Origin of the sequence: Dyadobacter psychrophilus (genome assembly GCF_900167945.1) — a bacterium.
In the GTDB taxonomy this organism is placed as follows: Bacteria; Bacteroidota; Bacteroidia; order Cytophagales; family Spirosomataceae; genus Dyadobacter; species Dyadobacter psychrophilus.
Map to the genome: position 1 here is coordinate 536,502 of NZ_FUZA01000001.1, position 24,067 is coordinate 560,568.

Annotated in this window: 21 protein-coding genes; 11 read left to right on the top strand and 10 right to left on the bottom strand. The window is 44.7% G+C overall.

Going from position 1 to position 24,067, the window contains the following annotated elements:
• Positions 1 to 163 precede the first annotated feature (163 nt).
• Positions 164 to 553, bottom strand: a complete 390-nt coding sequence (locus tag B5X68_RS02445) for a hypothetical protein (protein ID WP_082213075.1) — start codon at positions 551 to 553, stop codon at positions 164 to 166.
• A gap of 405 nt (positions 554 to 958) precedes the next feature.
• On the opposite strand from B5X68_RS02445, the gene B5X68_RS02450 reads away from it, so the two are divergent.
• Entirely contained in the window at positions 959 to 1,456 is a 498-nt protein-coding gene (locus tag B5X68_RS02450; RefSeq protein ID WP_082213076.1) for a hypothetical protein, read from the top strand.
• Between the two features lie 632 nt (positions 1,457 to 2,088).
• Entirely contained in the window at positions 2,089 to 4,746 is a 2,658-nt protein-coding gene (gene alaS, locus B5X68_RS02460; RefSeq protein WP_082213078.1) for an alanine--tRNA ligase, read from the top strand.
• 125 nt (positions 4,747 to 4,871) lie between these two features.
• Here alaS and B5X68_RS02465 read toward each other — a convergent pair whose 3' ends face one another.
• From B5X68_RS02465 to B5X68_RS02495, 7 genes are all read right to left on the bottom strand, one after another.
• Complete coding sequence (locus tag B5X68_RS02465) at positions 4,872 to 5,354, bottom strand: CHRD domain-containing protein (protein ID WP_082213079.1); 483 nt, start codon at positions 5,352 to 5,354, stop codon at positions 4,872 to 4,874.
• Positions 5,355 to 5,536: 182 nt separating this feature from the next.
• Positions 5,537 to 6,433 carry a lysophospholipid acyltransferase family protein gene (locus B5X68_RS02470; RefSeq protein WP_229208256.1) on the bottom strand — a complete coding sequence of 299 codons (897 nt, stop codon included), beginning with the start codon at positions 6,431 to 6,433 and terminating at the stop codon, positions 5,537 to 5,539.
• Positions 6,433 to 7,533, bottom strand: coding sequence for a hypothetical protein (locus tag B5X68_RS02475; RefSeq protein WP_082213080.1), 1,101 nt, complete (start codon positions 7,531 to 7,533; stop codon positions 6,433 to 6,435). Before B5X68_RS02475 ends, B5X68_RS02470 begins: the two co-directional genes overlap by 1 nt.
• Positions 7,534 to 7,685: 152 nt before the next feature.
• Positions 7,686 to 9,509 carry an STN and carboxypeptidase regulatory-like domain-containing protein gene (locus tag B5X68_RS02480; protein WP_229208257.1) on the bottom strand — a complete coding sequence of 608 codons (1,824 nt, stop codon included), beginning with the start codon at positions 9,507 to 9,509 and terminating at the stop codon, positions 7,686 to 7,688.
• 15 nt (positions 9,510 to 9,524) lie between these two features.
• Positions 9,525 to 10,517 (bottom strand): FecR family protein, encoded by a 993-nt coding sequence (locus tag B5X68_RS02485; RefSeq protein ID WP_082213081.1) that lies wholly within the window; start codon positions 10,515 to 10,517, stop codon positions 9,525 to 9,527.
• 12 nt (positions 10,518 to 10,529) lie between these two features.
• Positions 10,530 to 11,099: an RNA polymerase sigma-70 factor gene (locus tag B5X68_RS02490; protein ID WP_082213082.1), complete on the bottom strand. Its 570-nt coding sequence runs from the start codon at positions 11,097 to 11,099 to the stop codon at positions 10,530 to 10,532.
• A 117-nt stretch (positions 11,100 to 11,216) separates the two neighbouring features.
• The gene (locus B5X68_RS02495; protein ID WP_082213083.1) at positions 11,217 to 11,537 is read right to left on the bottom strand and encodes a hypothetical protein; all 321 of its coding nucleotides are present in this window, start codon (positions 11,535 to 11,537) and stop codon (positions 11,217 to 11,219) included.
• Positions 11,538 to 11,764: 227 nt separating this feature from the next.
• Between B5X68_RS02495 and B5X68_RS02500 the strand changes: the two genes are divergently transcribed.
• Complete coding sequence (locus tag B5X68_RS02500; protein ID WP_082213084.1) at positions 11,765 to 12,697, top strand: hydrogen peroxide-inducible genes activator; 933 nt, start codon at positions 11,765 to 11,767, stop codon at positions 12,695 to 12,697.
• 6 nt (positions 12,698 to 12,703) lie between these two features.
• On the top strand, positions 12,704 to 13,339 hold the full coding sequence (locus tag B5X68_RS02505; protein ID WP_082213085.1) for a class I SAM-dependent DNA methyltransferase: 636 nt from the start codon (positions 12,704 to 12,706) through the stop codon (positions 13,337 to 13,339).
• Positions 13,340 to 13,365: 26 nt separating this feature from the next.
• Here B5X68_RS02505 and B5X68_RS02510 read toward each other — a convergent pair whose 3' ends face one another.
• Positions 13,366 to 14,547, bottom strand: a complete 1,182-nt coding sequence (locus B5X68_RS02510) for an ATP-binding protein (RefSeq protein WP_082213086.1) — start codon at positions 14,545 to 14,547, stop codon at positions 13,366 to 13,368.
• A 121-nt stretch (positions 14,548 to 14,668) separates the two neighbouring features.
• Entirely contained in the window at positions 14,669 to 16,384 is a 1,716-nt protein-coding gene (locus B5X68_RS02515; RefSeq protein WP_082213087.1) for a DNA polymerase/3'-5' exonuclease PolX, read from the bottom strand.
• Between the two features lie 170 nt (positions 16,385 to 16,554).
• On the opposite strand from B5X68_RS02515, the gene B5X68_RS02520 reads away from it, so the two are divergent.
• The 7 genes from B5X68_RS02520 to fucP all read left to right on the top strand — a co-directional run bounded on the left by B5X68_RS02520 (position 16,555) and on the right by fucP (position 24,065).
• Positions 16,555 to 17,829 (top strand): beta-1,2-mannosidase, encoded by a 1,275-nt coding sequence (locus B5X68_RS02520; RefSeq protein ID WP_082213088.1) that lies wholly within the window; start codon positions 16,555 to 16,557, stop codon positions 17,827 to 17,829.
• A gap of 153 nt (positions 17,830 to 17,982) precedes the next feature.
• Positions 17,983 to 18,180 carry a CsbD family protein gene (locus B5X68_RS02525; protein WP_026630426.1) on the top strand — a complete coding sequence of 66 codons (198 nt, stop codon included), beginning with the start codon at positions 17,983 to 17,985 and terminating at the stop codon, positions 18,178 to 18,180.
• A gap of 130 nt (positions 18,181 to 18,310) precedes the next feature.
• Positions 18,311 to 19,288: a 3-hydroxyacyl-CoA dehydrogenase family protein gene (locus B5X68_RS02530; protein WP_082213089.1), complete on the top strand. Its 978-nt coding sequence runs from the start codon at positions 18,311 to 18,313 to the stop codon at positions 19,286 to 19,288.
• A gap of 213 nt (positions 19,289 to 19,501) precedes the next feature.
• Positions 19,502 to 20,815: a cytochrome ubiquinol oxidase subunit I gene (locus B5X68_RS02535; RefSeq protein ID WP_082213090.1), complete on the top strand. Its 1,314-nt coding sequence runs from the start codon at positions 19,502 to 19,504 to the stop codon at positions 20,813 to 20,815.
• A 1-nt stretch (position 20,816) separates the two neighbouring features.
• Entirely contained in the window at positions 20,817 to 21,839 is a 1,023-nt protein-coding gene (locus B5X68_RS02540; RefSeq protein WP_082213091.1) for a cytochrome d ubiquinol oxidase subunit II, read from the top strand.
• 121 nt (positions 21,840 to 21,960) lie between these two features.
• Positions 21,961 to 22,713: a LytR/AlgR family response regulator transcription factor gene (locus B5X68_RS02545; RefSeq protein WP_082213092.1), complete on the top strand. Its 753-nt coding sequence runs from the start codon at positions 21,961 to 21,963 to the stop codon at positions 22,711 to 22,713.
• Between the two features lie 98 nt (positions 22,714 to 22,811).
• On the top strand, positions 22,812 to 24,065 hold the full coding sequence (gene fucP / locus B5X68_RS02550; RefSeq protein ID WP_082213093.1) for an L-fucose:H+ symporter permease: 1,254 nt from the start codon (positions 22,812 to 22,814) through the stop codon (positions 24,063 to 24,065).
• Positions 24,066 to 24,067: the final 2 nt, after the last annotated feature.

Here is a 24,067-nt window from a genome sequence, read left to right on the forward strand (position 1 = left end):
CAAACGTTATCGGGAACGTTGCCAGGATAGGCTTGATCAAATAAATTATTGTAAGATATTAACAAAATTAGCTTTTGACGCTTCGAATAACGCCGCAATATGCTTAGTCGTTATTGCACTATACCAATATTTTTTAAAATAATATTTCCCGCCTGAGAACAGGTCAGTTGATGATGGAGAAGAAAAAGAAAGCGAGGAGGATGATAACAGCCATGGATATCACACCCAGTACAATGCTGTTGGAAGTAACTGTTTTCTTAAATGCTGTCATGCCGGGCTGGGCGTGATCGCGCTCCGTAATAATTTCCAATGAGTTCCGGATTCTTCCCCATATGGAGTTAACCTCCTGATTTGAAAGGGAGTCTGGCTTCCAGTCGGACGCAAGCAATACGAGTTCCCTGGCTCTGGCAACTGTATCTTTCATCGCAGGATATTTCACGATCCAGCCTTCCCAAAAAGAGCGGATTGGAGGATCATCGGGAAACCGGACCCATCTAATGAACAGGTTTTCCATCGCTAACTCTTCCGCCGATAACTCCGAAAACGGTTTCATTTCAAGCACTTAATAATTTACAAAAGGCACATTCCTTTTGCCGCAAATCCCACAAACCACATTATTAAAAACCCCACCGCACAGCAAGCCCCACCATTCTGTGATTTTTACAAATAAGGAAATCCGTGCGGGTTTATACTCAAAGTGGGTGTAGTAATCGGAGCTGTAGTTGGAATGAAAGGTAATGCACTTGGCGTAAACCGAACCTAAGCCTACCGCACCTTCGCAACCATACTAGAATCGTCCAACCGTTAAAAAATCGCATGAAGGCCGATCAGTAAACGGATTCACATCAGAGTTACTTTGGATATAGTATTGTTACTTAAAAGTTGTAGCCTAGTCATAACATGAAGTTGATTGCTCATGAGACAAAGGCATCTTGTTTCCAATCATCAATCTATTAAAATGGCAACGAACATACAGATTTTTAGCATTTACAGCGTGACTTCGGGTGTTAACACGAATTTCTATTTAATACGAACGATGCAACCTGGATACTCAAATAGCTCTTACACCCAGCAAGAGATGACCGAATCGATAGAAACCAAAAAACGAAACAAGATTTTGCAGCTGGTCGCCGGAAACTATGAAAATGGAGTGAGCCAGGAATTTCAGTTTGTAGGTGAATTTCAGGAGTTTCCCGTCGGAGATAAGCTTTACAGTAAGTATGGCATTGATCAAATGCACATTTGGTACATCGAGACAAAATTCGGGCATCCCTGGGTTATTATTGGTGAAGCTACCTCGGAAGATCAATTTCTGAATGATATAAACTCGGACGAGGATTTGTTGGACTTACATCCAACCGGAAGGCCCAAAAACCTTCGCGTGAGATTCGTCACGGAAAACGATTTTAATCTGTCCGCAATCACAGGATATAACTTAGAACACATCCCCTATTAGGCCCAGTAATGGGGTAATTTATGATAAATCTGCAAAAAACGACATTGACCATTAACGAGATTGAAAAGATACTGTCTTTCGGACTTCTATCCATTTTGAAATCTTTGCCCAAGACTCATCAAGAGCAGATTTCCGTGCTAGACATTAAATCTTCTAAGACTCTTTATGACAACTTTCACAAATCTGAGATGATTCGAGGATGTGATACTTTTCGCTATGACGGACTTACTTGGTCACCATTTCCGAAGGATCATTTTAGTGAATTTCGGAATTACAAACTTTCCAGCAAAACACAGCTAAAAAAATGGTTATTCAACTGCGGAATTCCTTTTAAAAATAGTGTCTTTCTTCTTTCTGACGGCGACCGAAACGCTATTGTAACTACATGGAAGATCGTCGTCAAACATTCAGATACAATATTCTGGGCAGATGATTCGGTTGTTTTTGACGAATCTCATAGTTGGTGCTTATTTTATCACCATGAGGGGGATATATACTTTGGACGAACGTTCCATAGAAAATAATACAATGAGAATACAGTGATCTATCCAGCGCTACACTTATTTAACCTATATCTTTTTTCCTTACATTTGCCCCTTGTTTTGTAGCATATAAGGACCAAAATATATACAATGACCTCGCATCAAATACGTCAGGCTTTTCTTGATTTTTTTCGGAGTAAAGAACATTTAATTGTGCCTTCGGCTCCCCTGGTGGCCAAAAATGACCCTACCCTTATGTTTAACAACTCGGGGATGGCGCAGTTTAAAGACTTCTTTCTGGGCAATGGCACCCCTCCTTCCCGTCGCATTGCGGATACACAGAAATGTTTGCGGGTTTCAGGAAAACACAATGATTTAGAGGACGTTGGTTTTGATACTTACCATCATACGATGTTCGAAATGCTGGGAAACTGGTCTTTTGGCGATTACTTCAAAAAAGAGGCGATCACCTGGGCCTGGGAGCTTTTAACGGAAGTTTACCAACTTCCAAAAGACCGGCTATATGTGTCAGTTTTTGAAGGCGATTCCAAAGATGGCGTTCCTTTTGATCAGGAGGCGTGGGACCTTTGGAAGCCGATCGTTGGTGAAGACCGCATTATTTTAGGAAATAAAAAAGATAATTTCTGGGAAATGGGCGATACAGGCCCTTGCGGCCCTTGCTCCGAGATCCATATCGACCTGCGCCCTGCATCCGAAGTGGCAGAAATCTCAGGAAAATCGCTGGTTAACAATGATCATCCGCAGGTTGTCGAAATATGGAACCTGGTTTTTATGCAGTTTGAGCGCAAGGCTGATAGCTCGCTCGTGCCGCTACCAGCCACGCATGTGGATACGGGAATGGGCTTCGAACGGTTGTGTATGGCTGTTCAGAATAAAACTTCTAATTATGATACCGATGTTTTCCAAAACACAATTCAGGTTTTGGAAACATTATCAGGCAAAAAATACGGTGCTAATAGTGAGTCATTTGCAGACATTGCAATGCGTGTGATTGCGGACCATATCCGGGCGGTTGCATTTGCGATCACGGATGGTCAATTGCCTTCTAATAATAAGGCTGGTTACGTAATTCGCCGGATTTTGCGTCGTGCGGTTCGTTATGGATATTCTTATTTAGGCTTCCAGGAACCATTTTTCTATAAACTGGTCGCGGTTCTGGCCGATCAGTTCAAAGATGTTTTCAATGAATTAAAATCGCAGGAAGAATTTGTTACGCGGGTTATTCTGGAAGAGGAAAAGAGCTTTTTGAGAACACTGGAATCCGGGTTGAAACGGCTCGACGTCATTGTCAATTCATTAAAAGAAAAAGGCATAAGCGTTATTGCCGGAGATGAAGTTTTTGAATTGAGCGACACATTTGGCTTTCCGGTTGACCTTACTGCACTGATCGCGCGCGAAAAGGGCTTTCAGATTGACGAACTTGGTTTTCAGGATGCATTAACGGAGCAGAAAAACAGATCCCGCCAGGACGCTGCAAAAGAGGCAACGGACTGGATTGAACTGCGTGAGGCGGACGGCGTTGAGTTCCTGGGCTATGATTTTGAAGAAACGCATAGCCAAATCGTTAAATACCGCAAGGTTAAGACCAAAACGGGCGAAGAATATCACATTGTGCTGGACCGCACGCCTTTCTACGCAGAAATGGGTGGACAGGTTGGCGACACAGGCATCCTGCTCCTTGATAACGGATTGGCAGATGGCAAAAAGACGATCAGGATCGTTGATACCAAGAAGGAAAACGACCTTTTTGTTCATATTTCCCAGGATAAAGATCTGGATGATGCACTGCAAAATGCAAGAATCATTGTAGCGAAAATCGATAGCGATCGCCGTGAAAAGATCAAAGCCAATCACTCGGCTACGCACTTAATGCTATCAGCCATGCGGGAAGTGTTGGGAACGCATATTGGTCAGAAAGGCTCTTTCCTGAATGATGAGGTGCTTCGTTTTGACTTTTCTCACTTTGCAAAAGTCACGGATGAGGAACTGCGCAAAATTGAGGATCGGGTTAATGAAAAAATTCGCGAAGACATTGCTTTAGACGAAAGAAGAAACGTGCCGATCAAGCAGGCGTTAGACCAGGGTGCAACGGCAACATTCGGTGAAAAATACGGTGATTTTGTTCGTCTGATCATTTTTGATCCAACCTACTCTTTCGAACTTTGCGGAGGAACGCACATTCCGTCCACTGGCCAGATCGGTGTTTTCAAGTTTATTTCCGAAGGATCTGTTTCCGCAGGTGTGCGTCGGGTGGAAGCAGTAACGGGTGCGAAAGCACTTGAAATTATGCGCCAGCAGGAGGAAGTTTTGAATAAAATAAAAGACTTACTGAAAAACCCTACGGATCTTGTTAAGGCCGTGGAAAGCTTGCTGGACGAGCGTAATGGCTTGCAGAAAAGAATTGTTTCGCTGGAAAACGAAAAGATCCAGACGTTGAAATCGACATTGATCGACAACATGAAAAAGCACAGCACTTTTAATTTGATCGTTGAAAAAGTGGATGTGCCAAATGCCGATTCGCTGAAACAATTGTCTTACGAACTGCGCGATCAGATAGAAAACCTGATTGCTGTTTTTGGGACAGAAATTGGTGGTAAGCCGCAACTTTCCGTGTTTATTGCGGAGAACATTGTTCAGGAAACGGGTTTGAATGCTGGTAAAATTGTAAAGGATCTTGCAAAGGAGATCCGTGGCGGCGGCGGCGGTCAGCCATTCTTTGCAACGGCCGGCGGTTCGGATGCGAGCGGACTCGAGGCTGCATTAGATAAGGCAAAAGGGCTTTTTTAAGAGATCAAAAATCTCCGGGCGTTTTTCAATGTCAGGAAAAGCTTTTGAATAATATCTAAACACAAAAACAGCGATGCCAAAATTGGCGTCGCTGTTTTGATTTAAGGACTATACTAGAATCTTGATTACTCTTCGGTTTTCAATTGGCCACGGATCTCGCCCTGCGGATATTTCGCCGAATGAATGTTTACATAATACAACCCAGCTTTCAGGTCTGCAACCTGTGCTTCGGTTAATGTGTCTTTAAATGCAAAGGGTGAGGTAAAAGTTGTTCCCAAATCGATCACCACTGCTCCTGCCGAGTCAGCCGGGGCCTTGTGAATGTGCCATGCTGTTGGTGTAAAAGTCGAGTCTGTCGAAGTTGAGTCTGACGAAGCGGAGTCGCTGTACATAATGTTCAAGCTTAAAACCCTGCTTTCCTGATCTAACGTACCATCTACTGAACCGGTCGCGGTTGATGGATTAGCTGGGACTTCGTTTGCTCCGGAAAGTGTCGTGCTAACTTTCAGTTCGGGCAATACGGGAGTCGGATCTGTTGTTTCATCGTCATCACTACATCCTACCATCGCGGCGATAAAAAACACACCCAAAAATGCTAATTTTCTCATAATGCTTTGTTTTAGTAAATAATTGGTTTGACCGCTAACAGTAAAAAACCTGCTCCTGCCAAAACATTTGCCTTCAAACAACTGACTATGAAAAGATTACAATTTTATCTTAAAAAGCGGGAATTGGGGACGAACTCACACCATTTGCTGAATTATACAACATTTATAGCCGTTTTAGGCGGTTAAGTTGGAGAAAAACCAAATTTCCATCGGTTATGAGACCAGAGCCACAACTCCGGCTGGCGCTTAATATTCTTTTCCAACTCTGTATAATACAATTTCATTATTTCCGTTTCACCCAGTTTCTCCGCCTCCTCAGCCAGTAAAGTAAATCTGAAATTGTATCTGTTCGCACCTCGTTTTTGTACATCCAGATACACTACGGCGCTGTTTCTCCGGATCGCAATGCGCGCCGCACCTGACTGAATATACGTATCGCAGTTGAAGAATTTGATAATGTTTTTCCCGGCGGCGGGCGGCCTTTGATCGGCAATACTGACAAAAATCGCAGGCTTCTTATCCCGCCAGTTTACAGCAGATCGATACCAGTTTGCTTTTGGGACTAGTTTAATACCGAAACGACTTCTCAGCTTCTTCAACTTTTCGTTCAACATTGCGTTCGAAACCGGCGAGTATGCTGCCAAAACATTGCTATCGGTTAGCAGGGGCATTGAAAAAAGATATTCCCAATTTCCATAATGTGACACCATTAACACAATGTCCTTCTTTTCCGAGAGTAACCGATGAATAACGGATGGATTACCGTAGCTGACAAATTTAGCAAGATCCTTTTCAGCAATGTTACGAACCATAAAGGGCTCTACGATCAAATTGGCGAGGTGCCGGTAATATTTATTCGTCAATTCCGCTTTCTCGTTTTCAGAAAGCGCTGGAAAGCAGACCGTCAGATTTTTCAGGATAACCTTTTTACGATAAGGCCATATATGGGCGAAAATCATATAAATGAAATGGGAAACCAATCGCCAGATCATAACAGAAAAGCTGGTTGTGCCAATCCGGGAGAGAGAAGCAGTGAGCCACCGCCTCTCCCTCCATGGCATAGATTGAGCAGCGCGCATCACAATATGAGCTGGATTCCCGTGTTGAATCCGAAATGAACACCCTGGAAATTCTCGGAGCTATTATTTTTCCAAATGAATTTTTTAACAAAATCGTAGTCCTTATCGCGATCGTAGCTTACGTAGTTGACGGTAGGGCCTGCGAAGATTTCGAGCTTGTTTCCGATCTTGTATGCGGGAATAATGCGAAGTGAACTTTTGGAATAATTGCCTTTTTTGAAATTAGACAATGTTTGACTTACAGCTTCCAGATTGAGCCTGAAATCATTTGCCAATTTGATATGTGCGCCTAACCCGCCTTCCATCGCGTACAAATCGCGCTTATCGCCTTTAAAATTGTATCCTATACCCGCAATTCCATACAAAACGCGGCCTCCCGAACGAAATGAAGCAATGGTTGTCATGGTTTCGTCCAGGGTAATTGCGATGGACTTTTCACCACTTTTGATAAAATTAAAGATAGCGATGGGATAGTCACTGGTGTCGGCAATGTTGATTAGGCCGGCAAGTTGAATGCCTTTTACGTTTCCGGCAATGTTGGCAAAACCCGCAACCTGAGCGTTTACATTTTTGCCTTTATTTAAAAAGCCGCTTAACTGCAATCCTTTCGCATCATTGCGTGTAATGTTGGCGAAACCAGCCATCTGCACCGATTGCGAACTGCCAGCCAAGTTCATGAATCCGGCGATCTGTCCTCCCTTTGCTTCATTTTTTATAATGTTTGAAAAACCAGCCATCTGAATCCCATTGGCATTGTTTCCAATAATATTGGCTGCTCCGGCAAGCTGAATTCCTTTTGCATCATGGGAAATAAGGTTAACCGCGCCAGCCATTTGTAATCCAGAAGCGTCTTGTTTGATCATATTGGCTGCACCGGCGATAGCGACACCGGTTTCAGATTTGGAAAGTCCTGCAATGGCGTGCAGAGAAAAACGGTTTGTATAGGAAGCCGCCTGTTTACCATTGGTGCTGAGGGGATAAATGAATCCGAAGTGCACGGCCGATGTGCTATCGTTTTGACCAAAAGAAACAAGGGACAGGCCGAATAGGAATATGCTAACAAAAACTGCCTTAGCTGTGCAAAATCTCAAATTTTTCATGGGAATGTATTTAAAAAGAAATCATTTAAACACACACAGTCCGCAGGAGCTCGAAATTGCAGGCCTTCAATCCGGTCCAATTGCTGTGTGCAAAGTACCGACAACGTGATTTGGCTTTACCCTAAAAAATTGGGAGAAAAAAGTAGAAATCATTAAAGCCCTCTCCCATAGCGCCAGCTCAATCCGCCTTGCCAGCCGATCCATGAGGCCATGTCTTTGTTGCCCATTTGAAAGTCGGGATAGCCTTTTGGGGGAAATGATTTGTAGCCTTTCTCGGTCTGGACGCCATCGCTGTCGTAGACGGAGAATGATGGACCCGCAAATAGCATCAGGCGCTTGTTCAGCTTGTAGGTAACCGCCGCCTGAAATCGGTAAACGAATGGTATATTTTCCCAGCTTTTGGAAAAAATGTTCTGGTTAAATATCTCTGTAAAGAAGCCGAATTTTTTGAAGGGGAAAAACTCCCTTCCTATGCCTGCACCAAATGTAACGACCTTATTTTGCCCGCCCGTCGTGCTTCCTGCCATAAGAATGCTGTAAAATTTATGTGTCCCCATCTTCCAGGCAACATTGACGGGTGCAATTTCCGTGGCATATACAGAAATATTGGAAGTGCTTCTCCTGATGATATTGATCAGCCCCAGGCTTAGCCCGGACGAACTGTCGGCAAAATTGATAATGCCAAGCTGGGTTCCTTGCAGCTTTCGGGCAGCATTTAATACACCCAACTGGAAACCTCGGACTTTGCCTCCACCTATATTAACGCCGCCGGTAATCTGCCCGCCAGAAATGTCTTTTTTGGCAATATTAAGCCCGCCCGCGATCTGCACGCCGCTATAATCCCCGGAAGCATGATTATAGGCACCCGAAACCTGAACGCCGTCAACATCTCCGCGTACAGAACTCCATGCGCCGGAAACCTGAACTCCATGCAGCGCTGCCCCCGCCCTGCCCGCAAAACCGCTGACTTGCACGCCCTGAATATTTTGCCTTACAATCCCCCCAAAACCTGACACCTGAACGCCGCCGAGCGAGTCGAGAATATGATTCAGGAAACCCGCCACTTGCACACCTTTCACGTCGCCCGAAACCACATTGAACATCCCGGCAATCTGCGCATAACGCACGTCCTGCTTTGAAATGTTGAAGCCTCCCGCAATTTCGGCACCATTAACACCTGCCGTATAGCCGCCTAGTAAATTGAGCGAAAACTTATTGACAACCTGTGAACTCATCCTGCCGTGCGTTCCCAATCCTGGCGTTAAAGATGCCTGATAGGGCAATGCCACGAAAAAACGGCCAATGTTACGGCTTTGCGCACGCAACTTTGCAGAAAGGAAAAAACGCCCGAGCCAGGTGGATTCACCTTCCGAATAGCGAACGATCAACGGATCCAGGTCAACGGCTTTTTGCGAAATATTAACGCGCATATCCGCGTCTTCCTGACTTATTACAATTGTCGTGTCTCCATATCCAACCTTGCTGATTGTGAGGCTTAACGGTAAACTTCTATCCTTAATGCGAAGCCGGAAATGTCCCGCATCGTCGGTCAGTGTGGAAACCAGTAATTGCCTGGAATAAATACTGGCGTAGTCGACGGGGACATTGGCTTCCTGGTCGAAAATGTGTCCGCTGATATAAAATACTTTTTCTCTTGCAGCGGGAAGGATAATCAGGTAATCGCCTTTTTCCCTGTATTGATATTTGCTGCTGAACAACTGGTCCAAAACCTGCTTAACCGATTGCTGCGCAACATTGATAGTGACCAGACTGTCGCCGGAGATAATGTTGCTATTATAGGAAAAATAGAATTTCCCCTGATCGCTGATTGATTTTAAAACTGCTGAAACCGGTTCTTTCTGTGCAGAAACGGTAACTGTCTTATTCAGAATGCCCTGCGCGTAAGCTGCGCAGGGCATAATTAGCATTACTACAACAAATTTGATCGTGGTGAGTAGCGTAAAAGTCCGATTCATTCCGAAAGATAAGTCCTATTTCAAAATGATCTGCTCTCCGCTGCGCTCAACTTTTATTGTTAATGTTTCACTGATGAGGCTTAATGTACTATCCAGCGATTTTTTATCAAATGTTGTATTGATAGGCAAATTGTTCAGGCGTTCGTTTCCTATTATGATGTTGGCGTCGTACGTTTCGTTCAGGATTTCAACCAGCCTCCACAAAGGCGTGTCGTTGCAGACCAGCTTGTTGGTCCTGTAATATTTGTAAAAATCATCTGCCGTTTCATCTTTTACCAGCGCAGGACTGGATTTGATGACCGTTGCTTTTTGTTTTGGGCTAATGCGGACAAACTCATTGTTTTTGGCCACTTCCACCAAACCCGTTTCGACGATGACTTCCGTCTTCTTCGCATTGTCCTTAACATTGAAACTCGTCCCCAAAACCTTCACAGTCATATCATTCACTGAGATAATGAAGGGTTTGGCTTTATCTTTGGTAACCTCAAAGAATGCTTCACCGGTCAATGCAACTTCCCTTTTTCCTCCGCTGAACTCGGCCGGATAGGAAATGCTCGATTTTTTATTCAAAGTTACAATTGACCCATCTGGTAATGTATCAACCACCGTTTGGGCTCCCGAGCGAACGGTCAGCATTTGGCTTTCTGCATTTTGACCTAAAAACATATACGCAAGCCAGCCCGCGCACAATGTTGCAGCGATGAGTGCGGCAACTCTGACGAAAGAAAAGGATCTTTTCGGTTCATAAAGAGGGATTACCGGTGTTTCTTCCCTGCCCTTCTGCGTACGCTTCCGGAATCGCTCCCAGGCTGCGTCTTCATCAACCAGATTTTGCGCTGCCAGTTGTTTGCTCTGGTTCCAGATCATTTCGAAATGCTCGAAATAACGTTGGTTATCATCACTATCGGACAACCATTGGTTGATCTCGATCTGTTCTGCGACACTCGCCTCGTCCAGTAAAGCCTTGACAAGCAGGTCGTCTATGTTATAATTCAGTTCTTTATGCATGACTGACACGGATTAGCTGAGGAAAAATAGGAGGATAGATGCGGGCAGGAAATCAACCAGTTTCAGGCGCAAAAGACGCAGCGCCTTGCCCATTTGATTTTCTACTGTTTTTAATGGCAATTGGAGGCGATCGGCGATTTCCTGGTATTTCAATTCTTCAAAGCGGCTCATCTGGAAAATCGTTCTGCACTTTTCGGGTAATTCTTTCAGGGCCTTATCCAGGCGCTGTTCAAGCTCTTTAAGTTCCAGGTGATGAGCTGTGTTATTACTGTGTTCCATTTGGTTGATTGCGTACGTTTGGTAGGCGTCCCTGACTTTTAAATGTTTGATATAATTAAGGCTCTCGTGGTAAACCGAGCGGTACAGATAACCGCTGACGGATTCCTTTATCTCGATGTGATCTGTCTTTTCCCACAGTCGGCAAAAAACATTCTGCACCATTTCCTCGGCCATAATATCGTCCCTCAAAATAGTGCAGGCGTAGGCATGGAGACCTTTAAAATGCGCTTTAAAAACCCTTTCAAACTCCGCTTCCCGATCCCTGCTTAAAAATGTCACGTGATCCGCGATGGCTACGTTCATTGCAATGGTAGATTACTGGTAAAAAATAAGCGCCCGACTCAGGCTGTTCATTGGAATGACAACCAGTCGGGCGCTTACCCTAATTTTTCCGGGAAATATTTCCGGTATTATTTTGATCTATTGCTTTTTAGCAGCTTTCAGCGAGTCGGCTTTGCTTGTTTTGAAACGTTTGTCCGGCGTGCCGTCTTTTTTCAAGTTCTTGTTTTCACTGTAACGTTTATCCGGAGTTCCGTCGGCTTTGAGTTTTTTGTTCTCTGAATATCGCTTATCGGGCGTTCCATCCGCTTTTACTTTAATGCTTGTTTTGTCTTTTCCAGTCTGCTTTGTGGCTACGGTTGTTTTGTTTGTAGCAGGTTTAGCCGGTGTTGCAGTTTGTGCAAATGCGGGAGCCGCAAAGGCCATGAAGGCTAGCAAAATAAATGCTCTCAAATTTTTCATTTTTTTCGGATTAATGTGAGCGATAGCTGTTTGTAATGATCTAATGTACAATTAAGAACCAAATATCATGCCGCTTCTCATCGCAAAAGGAAAATTAATAACAATTTAATACAAAAAAACAATCGGCAGTAATCACTTCTGCATGCTTCGACCAACTATGCATTATAAGCGAAACTAATAATTTATATCTTTGCATCAATACAATCTATCAACACTCCTCGTACCTTATGAATATCCAACAGCTGGAATACATTGTAGCCGTGGATAATTACCGGCATTTTGTGCAGGCAGCGGAACATTGCAACGTGACTCAGCCTACCCTTTCCATGATGATCCGGAAGCTGGAAGAAGAATTGTCAGTCAAAATTTTCGACAGGACTAAGCAACCCATTGTCCCCACCGGCATAGGCCGCGAAATTATCGATCAGGCCAAAACAATTCTGCGCGAAGCATCCAGGATGAATGAGATCGCGAAGCATTTCAATGGTGATTTGTCGGGCGAATTGCGGATCGGGATAATCCCCACCATTGCGCCGTATTTGCTGCCACATTTTGTTAATCCCTTTATTACTAATTACCCGGATATCAAGCTTCATGTTTCCGAGATGATTACGGAGCGCATTATTACCGAATTGAAACAGGGCAATCTGGATGTTGGGATCATTGCGTCGCTGTCCGAAGAAAGCAGTTTGCAGGAAATTCCGTTATATAGAGAGCGCTTTTACGCCTATGTTTCTGAAAACACCGATTTGTATGCCAAAAAATACATCTTACCGGCGGATATTGAGCCTAATGAGCTGTGGCTTTTGGAAGAAGGACATTGCTTTCGCACACAGATCCAGCGTTTGTGTGAACTAAGCAGGAACAGTCAGTTTGGCAGCAGTTTCAGTTACCGGTCGGGCAGCATTGAAACATTGATCCGGATGGTTGAGAAGAATGGCGGCATCACGATACTGCCTGAAATGGCCGTTATGGAGCTTTCAGATGAGCGGAAAAAGCACATTCGAAACTTCCAGTTCCCGGAACCGGCGCGAGAAGTTTGCCTGCTTGTGAATCGCGAGCAAATGAAATCGAGACTGATCGATGCGTTGAAAACAGGGATTACTGCATATTTGCCACAGGAAATTTTTGAAACAAATACCGAATTAAGGATTTTATAAAAAGCCATGAGCATTGATAATACGCAAAAAGCTTACGACAAATGGTCGGAGCAATATGACACAAATGTGAACAAAACACGTGATCTGGAAGCGGTCGCACTTCGCCGGATCTTCGTTGATCAGACTTTTGAAAATATCCTGGAAATCGGCTGCGGCACGGGAAAGAATTCGCAATGGCTGATCACCAAAACAAAAAAACTCGTCGGTGCAGATCTTTCAGCGGAAATGCTCGCAAAAGCCAAGGAAAAATTGTCCGGCTCCGATGCCACATTCATCCAGGCCGACATTACGAAGGACTGGAATTTCACAAATGACAAATTCGACCTGATCACATTCAGCCTCGTCTTAGAACACATCGAAAATCTCGACTTCGTTTTCAGCGAAGTGAGCCAAAAGCTCTCTGACAATGGAAAAGTCTATCTGGGCGAACTTCACCCATTCAAACAATATTCCGGCTCCAAAGCCCGCTTCGAAACCGAAGAAGGTCAAACCGTAGTGCCTTGCTACATTCACAATGTCTCAGATTTCACTGAAGCCGCATCAAAACACGGCCTTAAAATTGTAGAAATCCATGAGTTTTTCGATGAAGACGATCGGACAAGGATTCCCAGAATTCTGGCTTTGGTGTTTGGGAAGAGTTGATTACGTCTCAATAAATTGGGGAGGTTTTAGCGAATAAAACCTCCCCAAATGAACCCTTCGAATTTTTTAACAGGATGTCTTCCTATCACAAATGATTTAGTGATTTCCAGATTTTTGGCAAGGGATTGAACATTTTTCAAATCAGCTTCTGTTGCTGTTTCTTTCACTTCGAATGAATATTCTTTATCGACTATAAAGTCGATTTCCCGACCCGTTTTGAGCTGATAATAAGCCACTTCACCTTTATGAAGCAATTGATTAAACACCGCATTTTCGAATTTAGACCCGCTTCCCAGTTCGCCGGATAATGACGCAATGCCGTTATCCAGAAAATAAACTTTCTTTGCTTTGACAATCTCGCGATCGGGGCTTCTGGAGAGAACCGGAATCGTTCTGATGAGGTAACTCTTTTCAAGAAGATCTAAATAATTTTCGACAAGATTGCGGGATAGGCTCGTCATACTGGCCAGCTTTGAAATATCGAGCTTCGTCCCTACCCGGATTGACAGTAATTTAATCAGGGTAAAAATATCGATTGGACTTCTAATGTCTGCTAAAACGCTCAAATCGTAATTGATATAAGAGCTAAGTATGTCCTTTACAAGATCCTTTTTTTCATCCTCAGATTTTGCAAGAACGACTTCCGGAAAGCCACCAAAATTAATGTATTCATCATAAAGAACTCTGAGGCGCTCATATTCCGAGGGTACATATGTAGCAGCTTGATCGAAATTTAACGGTATTGCATTCACATCTTTGAATGCCAGTAACTCACCAAAGTCCAGCGGAAAAAGCTCAAAGATTTTCTTACGACCCGCCAGCGATTCCGAAAACTGATTTTTCATGTAATAGGCACTGGAACCTGTTACGATGAATTTTATATCATAATGGTCATAAAGATATTTAATTACGCTCGGCAAATTTCGCAGCAACTGAATCTCATCAATCGCTATCAAAACTTTTTTGCTAAAATCTACTCCCTGCAATTTCAAAGCAGCGATGATTCCCTCATAATTAGGCTGAGCGAAAAACGCTCTGTTATCAATCCGTTCGAGGTCGTAATAAAGCTTCTGAGAAATATCTGATTCGGCAAGAAGCTGTTTTAGCAGCGACGTTTTTCCTGTCCTTCGCATTCCCGTCAACACAGTTATCTGTCTTCGGGATAAATGTTCTAGTAGTTCTGGGTAAATTTTTCGAGGTAAAAACATTCGGCGCTAAAATAGTATTACTATAAGAGGTTTAAAACACAAAAATAGCAATACTATTTTACTCATTCACAACTAAAAAAGTATTATTTATAGGTAATAATAATATTATGCGAATGATTTATTATACTTTGCTAATTTTATGCTGTAAATACGCCTCCATCCTGCTCAAATCAAACGCATTAAACGTCATGTCCTTCGTCAGACCGCCTTTCCTGGCAACGGCAACGCCGTAATGCATGTCAAAATAGCCTTCTTTGGAGTGGGCGTCGGGGTTGATGCTGAGTAGGACGCCTTTTTCCATGCAGTAGGAAATCCAGCGCCAGTCGAGGTCGAGGCGCCAGGGTGAGGCGTTGATTTCTACGACCACCTGGTGTTCGGCACAGGCATCGATAATGGCTTTGTGATCTATCGGATAGCCTTCGCGGGAGAGCAGTAAGCGGCCGGTTGGGTGGCCCAAAATCGTTGTATACGGGTTTTCAATGGCTCTAAGCAAGCGCGTAGTGGCTTTTTCTAGCGACATTGTAAGGTTACTATGCACCGATGCAACAATGTAATCGAATGAAGCGAGAATTTCAGTCGGGTAATCCAGTGAGCCGTCTCCCAAAATGTCGGATTCAATCCCTTTTAAAATCTTGAATGGCTTTTCGGGATTTTCCGTCGCGAACCGTGCATTCAGTTTTGCAATTTCCTCATGCTGACGAATGACGTCTTCAATTTTTAACCCTTGCGCATATGTGGCAGTCTGCGAGTGATCGGCGATTCCGAGATACTCAAAGCCCAGTTCCCGGCAGTAAAGCGCCATTTGTTCCAATGTGTGCTGACCGTCCGAATATGTACTGTGATTATGCAAAATCCCTTTCAGGTCGTCCCATGTAATGAGCTGATCCGTTGAATGTGTTTCGGCCCAGGTGAATTCATTCGCTCCCTCCCGCATTTCCGGGACAATGTATGGCAAGCCTGCCTTTTGATAAATAACTTCCTCATTCTCTGCCTCTTCATAATAAGCCTGGCGCCAGATCGTGCTGCCTGATGGTGTGGGATAACCCAGGTGCAAAGCATCGGAAGTCTCAATAAACAATTCATTTACAACGCGTTCAGGTTTCGCAGCAACTATTTCAATGTCAACCGCCACATCCTGCACATTACCGCGCCACACAAAAGGCGACGACCGTTTTTCATCCTGAACAAGGATTTCAATGTCACCAATGAATGTTTGCAGCAAAGCCGGGGAATCCGTTCCGACGAGGATTTTGATCGTATCCACAATCTCCGCCCTGCGTCGGATATCGCCAGCGACTTCAACCTGTTCAAAGCTTTTTTTCAGCTCTCTGATGATCATTTCAGCAATCACTTCCGCCTTGTCCATCCGCAGTTTACCAGCCTGATCTTTCAGAAATGCCAGCGAATCAATGATCTTTTGCTGAATGCTTCCGCCGAAACCTTTAAGTTTGGCAACGGTGCCATTCAGACAAGCCAGTTCGAGTTCGTGCAGGTTATCAATGCCGAGTTCCTGCCACAGCACCGCGATTTTTTTAGGTCCTATACCCTTGATATTGAACATTTCCATCACACCCAACGGCGTGTTACGAAGCAGTTCTTCGAGCTCTGGAAATGTTCCCGTTTTTGCAATCTGAACGATCTTACCCGCAGTGCTTTTACCGATTCCCTGCAATTTTGTAAGCTCCTGCTCCGTCATATGTTGGAGCTCTCCTTCCTTATATTTATCCAGGTAAAAAGCCGCAATAGAATATCCCTTGATCTTGAAAGGGTCTGCGCCGTGCAGTTCCATCAATTTGGCGGTTAATTCCAGGATCTCTACAATTTCAGGATTGCTCATGTTATTTCAGGTTAAAGAATTCTTTGCGAATTACGATTTATGTCTCAGCATTTGCAAATATCGGGTAAGTAGTCCATTTTTTCCTTTAAGTAGTTATAGTATTAGCTTGTCTTAAATAGAAAAAACTTTAAACAAAACAGCCCTGTCCGGGACATAAATAGGATTACCAAATGAGCATTGACCAATTAAAAAATTACCGCAGCGAGATCCATAACCATTTAACAACCGAGCTGCTCCCTTTTTGGGAAAGCAGATGTGTAGACAAAGAAAATGGCGGCTTCATCACCCATTTCGACAATGCAGGAAATGATTCCGGCGAAGATGAAAAATCACTCATTGCGCAAACACGGACCGTTTTTACATTCTCCTCCGCGCACAGGGCGGGCTATGGCGACGGCCGTTATGCCGCAGTTGCAAGCCATGGTGTCGATTTCCTCATAAACAAAATGTGGGATGAGGAAAACGGCGGCTTTTACTGGTTAATGGACCGCAAGGGCAATGTTAAGATTGATGAAAAGATTGTTTACGGACACAGTTTCGCGATTTACAGTCTGGCCGAATACACATTGGCAACAGGTGATCCACGCGGTTTGGAATATGCTGAAAAGGTTTTTGATTTATTACAAATACACGGCGCAGACACATATTATGGCGGTTATTTTGAAATGTTCCACCGCAACTGGGAGCTGAAAGGCAATGGCCCGGCGGGAGGTGACCGCAAAACTTTGGATGCGCATATGCATTTGATGGAAGCATTCACCACATTATATGAAGCGAGCCAGAAGCAGGTGCATAAGCGCAAGCTGATGGAAATTATTGAGCTGCTTTTGCATAAAATCATGCATCCCCAATACAAAACGGGCATTCCGCAATTCTGGGCAGACTGGACGGTGGCGCCGCAGATCAAGTTTGACATTATCTGGGGCTGGGACCGGTTTTCGGAAGACGGCATGAAAAGCTCTGCCGAAGACAACACGAGTTACGGCCATAATGTGGAATTTGCATGGCTTCTCATGCACGCGCTTGACATTGCAGGCGTACCCTATGACGCATATCAGGAACAACTTTTGGCTTCCTATGATCACGCAGTGGAGCACGGCATCGACTGGGAATTTGGCGGCGTGTATGTGGAAGGCTCGCATGCGGGTGAAGTTTACGACCGCGAAAAGGAATTCTGGCAGCAGGCGGAAGTGATCATTGGTATGTTGGATGCTTACCGCGTTTATGGAGATGAAAAATATCTGAAAGCCTATAATGCAACCCACCGCTTTGTCTTTGATCACATGATCCATCATGAAGTGGGCGAATGGTTACCTCTGCTCACACGCCAGGGCGAGCCGATCTGGAAGCATATGAGCCATTCCTGGAAGGTAAATTACCATTCTGTACGTTCCATGGTGCAGGGCATAGTGCGGTTGGATAAGCTCATTGCACAGGCTAATTAAGGTTTTGCAAGTAAATATTTGGACACCTTCGGGAAAATTCTTACTCACAACCGTCCAGAACCTAATGGAATGCCATTGGAATGATTGTTGCCCATGTTTCATCAGTCGCATGCTTTTAACCAAGCATATTTTTTAATTTAAATTGACGAAATCATGAGTGCTTTCACACAACAAGTAAAAGGAAACTGGAATGAGCTGAAAGGCAAGTTCAAGCAACAATATGCGGATTTGACTGACGATGACCTGTTATATGAAGATGGAAAAGAAGACGAGCTTCTTGGAAAACTTCAAAAGAAACTAGGTAAGACCCGCGAAGAAGTGGAAAGTGAAGTAGATAGATGGTCGAGATAGATCCAGTTTTTAGATTGAGTAAATAATAGGTTGAGAGCCCCGGGATTACGTTCCGGGGCTCTTTTTTGTAGTAGGAAGCGCTCGCATCGCCCTTTTAAATTTATCTTTCACATAAAAATTTCTTCTCCGCATGAATCCAAATGAAATACCGGTCGGCATAGTTGGTTTGGGATTAATGGGCTGTAGCATTGTTACCTGCCTGCTGATTGCTGGACATCCGGTGGTTGCGGTCGCTCCTATCAGTGCCGATTTGCTTCATGCGGAAAAACGGATTCGCGAACATCTCGAAAATGCAAGGGAAAAAGGGCTCATTACCAACGATCCGGATTTTTATTTCCAAAATCTGGTGATTACGGAGGATTACAATGAGCTGAAAGCTTGCAAAATCGTCAATGAATGCACGATTGAGAACATTGATATTAAAGAGTCTGTCTATAAAAAAGTAGAGGCCGTTATCGCGCCTGATGCACTGCTGTCCAGCAACACTTCCGCTATTCCGATAAGTCAGTTACAAAAATTAACGCTTCATCCTGAGCGATTTCTGGGGTTACATTGGACAGAGCCTGCGCATACCACGCGGTTTCTTGAGATAATCTGTGGGGACGACACGGACATTAAGAACGGCGAATATTTGTATGAGCTTTCCCACAAATGGGGAAAAGAACCGATCCTTGTAAGGAAAGACATTGCTGGATTTATCACCAACCGGCTTATGTACGCCATGTATCGCGAAGCCATCAGCCTGGTTGAAAACGGTTACGCAACTATTGAGGACGTTGACCGCTCCTGTCGAAACAATGCTGGTTATTTTATGACGCTCGTGGGCGTATTCCGCTGGATGGACCTCACGGGCGTTCCTGCCTACCACACGGTTATGAAAAACCTGCTTCCGACATTGAACAACAGCACCGAAGTCCCTGAACTCATCGACAAAGTGGTCCGCGAAGGCGGCCGCGGCGTTTCCAACTCCCACGGTTTCTACGACTACGAACCCGGCGAAGCCGAAGTCTGGGAAGAAACATTTAAAGAATTCACTTACGAAATCAGGCAACTTGCGCTAAAATATCCTGCGGATGTGGTGAAGAAGCGTTTGGCGGAAAAGCGTTAACCTTGTATTCTATTTGGCAGGGAATTTCTTGTAGATATCACCTCTTGACTGGATGGTAATGATGGAAACGATTTTAAGCTTTCCTTTCCATCCCCCGATCCTTTTTACTGAAAAACTGGTTCTTCATATAAGACTTCGTTAGCTTTGGACGGCTGGCTTTCAGGCTGCCAGGGGCTTTGAATGCTTCCTATTTTTTAGTAAAATAATTCCACAATGGATGATTTTATAGCTGCCCGATCTCAGATGGCCCTTTCGCTGGGCTTTCACATTATATTTTCCTGCATTGGCATGGTTATGCCGTTTTTTATGGCCGTAGCACATTATTACTGGCTCAGGACCGATAACATTGTTTACAAAAACGTCACGAAAGCATGGAGCAAAGGCGTCGCTATCTTTTTTGCGACGGGTGCCGTATCCGGAACGGTCCTTTCCTTTGAACTCGGGCTCTTATGGCCGGAATTTATGAAACATGCAGGGCCTATCTTTGGAATGCCGTTCTCGCTGGAAGGAACGGCATTTTTTATTGAAGCGATCGCGCTGGGATTCTTCCTTTACGGCTGGGACCGGTTCAACAAATGGTTCCACTGGTTTACGGGCGTTATCGTCGGCGTGAGCGGGCTGGCTTCGGGGATCCTGGTTGTGGCCGCCAACGCCTGGATGAACAGCCCTGCCGGTTTCGATTTTGTGAACGGCCAGTATATCAATATTGATCCGATTGAGGCTATGTTCAACGACGCGTGGTTTTCACAAGCGCTCCATATGACCATCGCCGCCTTTGTAGCGACCGGCTTTGCGGTGGCGGGTGTTCATGCATTGATGATCCTGAGGGGCCAAAATGTGCTTTTTCATACCAAATCATTCACCATAGCGGCGATTTTCGGATGTGTTGCGGCGATTTTGCAACCATTAAGCGGCGACATTTCAGCCAAAGACGTTGCCCTCCGTCAGCCGGCCAAGCTTGCCGCAATGGAAGCGCATTTCCACACAGAAAAATCTGCGCCGTTAATTGTGGGCGGCATTCCCGACGAAAAGAACAAGAAGGTTGACTATGCGATAAAACTGCCTGGTTTCCTTAGCTTTCTGGCGCATGGCGATTTTGAATCGGAAGTGACCGGTCTGGACAAAATTCCGGACGAAAACCAACCGCCCGTGGCGATCACACATTATGCGTTTCAAATTATGGTTGGCATGGGCATGGCGATGATGCTGGTGGCGATCCTTTATTTTCTGGCGCTTTGGAAGAAGAAAAACTGGCTCACAAGTCCCTGGCTTTTGAAATTATTTGTGGCAGCAACGCCATTGGGTTTCATTGCCGTGGAAGCAGGGTGGACAGTAACAGAAGTTGGCCGGCAACCCTGGATCATTCATAATGTAATGCGGACCGCCGACGCGGTGACGCCTATGCCAGGCATTGCTTACTCATTTTATCTTTTCAGCGCCGTTTACGTGTCACTCGCCATCATCGTTATATTCATGCTCTACCGTCAGATCAAGATGGTAGGAACGCTGTACGACAAACCCGAATAATATGTTATACGTAGTCATAACCTTCCTATGGGCGTCCATCCTCCTCTATCTTCTGCTGGGAGGAGCTGATTTCGGTGCGGGGATCATCGAACTTTTCACGTCGCGCAAAAATAAAGCGGTCACGCGCAAAACATTATACGGTGCGATCGGGCCCATTTGGGAAGCCAATCACATGTGGCTGATCATTGCCATCGTGATCCTGTTTGTGGGATTTCCGGTTATTTATTCAACCATGTCCATTCACCTGCATATCCCGCTTACGATCATGCTTTTGGGTATTATTGCGCGCGGAACAGCCTTTACTTTCCGGCATTACGACGCTGTGGTGGATGATATGCAGCATTTGTACAACACCATTTTTGCCATTTCCAGCTTCCTAACGCCATTGTTTCTGGGCATCATTGCGGGTAGCGCCGTTTCCGGCCACATTGATCCGCAGGCCGACACATTTCTTTCGGCTTACATTTTCAGCTGGCTGCATTGGTTTTCGGTTTCGGTCGGTTTATTTACGGTGGCTATTTGCGGGTTTCTGGCGTCGGTGTACCTGATCGGTGAGACGAACAATGACCAGGACAGGCTCCGTTTTGCGCATAAAGCGCAGTTTTTCAACATTGCGGCGGTAATATGCGGCACGCTCGTATTTATTGCTGCTTACATTGAACACATTCCATTGATCGACTGGGTTTTTGGTAACTGGGTGGGAAGGATTGCGATTATTTCTGCGACGCTTTCGCTCGTCTGGATGTGGTCGCTGCTTTACCAGGGTAAGCTTGCGTTACTGCGGCCACTTGCCGGTTTTCAAGTGACAATGATCTTACTCACAACAACTTACAAGCATTTTCCAAACATTGTGATTCTGAAAGGCGGTGGTTACCTATCGCTGCTTGAACACAGCGGACAGGAGAAAACGATGGAAGCACTCGCTCTCGCATTGCTGATCGGAAGCGTCTTTATCCTGCCTGCTCTCTTCTACTTAATTTATAGTTTTCAGAAAAAACCTTTGGAACACGCGGCTAAACATTAGCCTCAGAATCATCCATAGCGGCCGGTGGCACATCCGACAGGCGCAAATCTCTCAAATACCAATATTTTGGAATGCGAGAGAAATGCAAAGGGCTTCGCATTAAAAGTGCCCGCTCCCTGTTATGATCAAAGTTTTAATTGTTGATGACGAAATGACCGCGCGGAATTTTCTGCACCGCCTGATTATCGATTTTGTCCCGGAAATTTCCGAGGTCCGCATTGCACGGTCCGCCGCGGACGCCCGCAATATTTTGCATGACTTTGAGCCGGATATTGCATTTGTGGACATTGAAATGCCCTATCAAAATGGTTTTGAACTCCTGATTAAACTGAAAAATCCGCAGTTCGACGTCATATTTACCACCGCACACAACCGGTACGCCATCCAGGCGCTTCGTTTCAGCGCGTTGGATTATTTGCTAAAACCCATCGACCCAAAAGAGCTTATCGGGGCTATGCAACGCTATCTTATCAAGCGCTCCGCTTCACCTAAGAAGCGAAAAGTTTATGAAAATTTTATCCAAAATGCGGAAACAAAAGACCCAAAAGGATTCCGGTTGGCGGTAACGTCCTCAAAAGGCGCTTTCTTTTTTCCACTTTGTGAAGTCCTTCGCATTGAATCCGACCGGAATTATTCCGTCATTCACCTTACCGACCGGAAAAAACCTTTTGTGGCTACCAAGACGCTCAAACACTATGAAGAGGTTCTGGCACATTTAAAATTTATCCGTGTGCACAAATCCCACCTGGTTAACTCTGAACACGTTATGCGCATTTCCAATAGCTTTGATTATCTGGTGCTTTCCGACGGAACAAGAATCGCCATTTCGCGCAGAAAAAGACAAGCCGTTTTAAATTTGCTGAATGTTCCTTAGGGTTATAACTTGGCAGAGAAATTCTGTTATGACAAAGTAGATACGCGGGAAAACAGCGTTACTATATCTTGTTACCAAATTCTTAACTACGGACCTCTATGACCGATCGTAAAACGCGGCTGGCTATCATTCTGATCACTTCTTTGTTTTTTCTCTGGGGTTTCGCCCTCAATCTAAACCCAATCCTTATCCCGCATTTAAAGAAAGCCTGTCAGCTAAGTGACTTTCAATCAGCCCTTATCGACTCCGCATCTTACATCGCTTACTTTCTGATCGCATTGCCCGCCGGGCTATTCATGAAAAGGTTCGGTTATAAAGCCGGGATCACATTAGGCTTGCTTCTTTTTGCGTTTGGCACGTTCCTGTTCTATCCGGCAGCTGAATTAAGGCATTTTGGCTTTTTCTTGTTCGCATTATTCGTCATTGCCAGCGGCTTAACATTGCTAGAAACAGCCGCAAATCCCTACATTACTGTTTTGGGCGACAGCGATTCAGCCACGCAACGGTTGAATTTCGCCCAGTCATTCAATGGTCTCGCCGCTTTTTTAGCGCCGCTTATGGGCGGGACATTTATTCTTTCGGGGAAAACGCTTTCTGAACAAGAGCAACAATCAATGTCCGCCGAACAGCTTAACAGCTATCTCAATGCCGAAGCGTCGTCCGTGCAAATGCCTTTTTTGGTTATCGGAATAGTCGTTTTGTTTGTCGCCGTGATGATCTGGCGGACTACATTGCCTGAAATTAAGGAAGAAGAAGACACAACAGGGAAAGTTAGCGGCTCGATTTGGACAGAAAAGAACCTGATTTTGGGTGTTATAGCGCAGTTTTTTTATGTCGGTGCGCAAGTTTGCATCAGCAGCTTTTTCATTCGTTTCTCCGATAAAGTCGCTGGAATTGATGAAAAGACAGCCGCATATGTGTTGTCAGGCGCTTTTCTGAGCTTTATGATCGGCCGGTTTATAGGCACTTATCTCATGCGTTTTGTAGCTCCACCGCGTCTGTTGGCACTTTACAGCATTATTAATGTCGCATTACTGATCCTCGCGGTTCTTACCGAAGGCATGATTGCAGTTTACGCATTGGTAGGCGTGCAGTTTTTCATGTCCATCATGTTTCCCACGATTTTTGCGCTCAGCATCCGTGGTTTGGGTGAAAAAACCAAAATCGGCTCTTCACTAGTTATTATGTCTATCGTCGGTGGAGCAATTTTTCCGGTTATTATGGGTCAGGTTTCAGATATTTCGTCCATTCAAACGGCTTACATTGTTCCGGCGGTTTGTTTTCTCGTGGTTCTTTATTTTGCAATCAAAAACAATTCAATTAAGCATGTGACGCTGGGTGCTTCGCATTAAAA

Coding starts and splice junctions, on each gene's coding strand:
- B5X68_RS02445 (WP_082213075.1), bottom strand. CDS start 553: ATGAAACCGTTTTCGGAGTTATCGGCGGAAGAGTTAGCGATGGAAAAC.
- B5X68_RS02450 (WP_082213076.1), top strand. CDS start 959: ATGGCAACGAACATACAGATTTTTAGCATTTACAGCGTGACTTCGGGT.
- alaS (WP_082213078.1), top strand. CDS start 2,089: ATGACCTCGCATCAAATACGTCAGGCTTTTCTTGATTTTTTTCGGAGT.
- B5X68_RS02465 (WP_082213079.1), bottom strand. CDS start 5,354: ATGAGAAAATTAGCATTTTTGGGTGTGTTTTTTATCGCCGCGATGGTA.
- B5X68_RS02470 (WP_229208256.1), bottom strand. CDS start 6,433: ATGCGCGCTGCTCAATCTATGCCATGGAGGGAGAGGCGGTGGCTCACT.
- B5X68_RS02475 (WP_082213080.1), bottom strand. CDS start 7,533: ATGAAAAATTTGAGATTTTGCACAGCTAAGGCAGTTTTTGTTAGCATA.
- B5X68_RS02480 (WP_229208257.1), bottom strand. CDS start 9,509: ATGAATCGGACTTTTACGCTACTCACCACGATCAAATTTGTTGTAGTA.
- B5X68_RS02485 (WP_082213081.1), bottom strand. CDS start 10,517: ATGCATAAAGAACTGAATTATAACATAGACGACCTGCTTGTCAAGGCT.
- B5X68_RS02490 (WP_082213082.1), bottom strand. CDS start 11,099: ATGAACGTAGCCATCGCGGATCACGTGACATTTTTAAGCAGGGATCGG.
- B5X68_RS02495 (WP_082213083.1), bottom strand. CDS start 11,537: ATGAAAAATTTGAGAGCATTTATTTTGCTAGCCTTCATGGCCTTTGCG.
- B5X68_RS02500 (WP_082213084.1), top strand. CDS start 11,765: ATGAATATCCAACAGCTGGAATACATTGTAGCCGTGGATAATTACCGG.
- B5X68_RS02505 (WP_082213085.1), top strand. CDS start 12,704: ATGAGCATTGATAATACGCAAAAAGCTTACGACAAATGGTCGGAGCAA.
- B5X68_RS02510 (WP_082213086.1), bottom strand. CDS start 14,547: ATGTTTTTACCTCGAAAAATTTACCCAGAACTACTAGAACATTTATCC.
- B5X68_RS02515 (WP_082213087.1), bottom strand. CDS start 16,384: ATGAGCAATCCTGAAATTGTAGAGATCCTGGAATTAACCGCCAAATTG.
- B5X68_RS02520 (WP_082213088.1), top strand. CDS start 16,555: ATGAGCATTGACCAATTAAAAAATTACCGCAGCGAGATCCATAACCAT.
- B5X68_RS02525 (WP_026630426.1), top strand. CDS start 17,983: ATGAGTGCTTTCACACAACAAGTAAAAGGAAACTGGAATGAGCTGAAA.
- B5X68_RS02530 (WP_082213089.1), top strand. CDS start 18,311: ATGAATCCAAATGAAATACCGGTCGGCATAGTTGGTTTGGGATTAATG.
- B5X68_RS02535 (WP_082213090.1), top strand. CDS start 19,502: ATGGATGATTTTATAGCTGCCCGATCTCAGATGGCCCTTTCGCTGGGC.
- B5X68_RS02540 (WP_082213091.1), top strand. CDS start 20,817: ATGTTATACGTAGTCATAACCTTCCTATGGGCGTCCATCCTCCTCTAT.
- B5X68_RS02545 (WP_082213092.1), top strand. CDS start 21,961: ATGATCAAAGTTTTAATTGTTGATGACGAAATGACCGCGCGGAATTTT.
- fucP (WP_082213093.1), top strand. CDS start 22,812: ATGACCGATCGTAAAACGCGGCTGGCTATCATTCTGATCACTTCTTTG.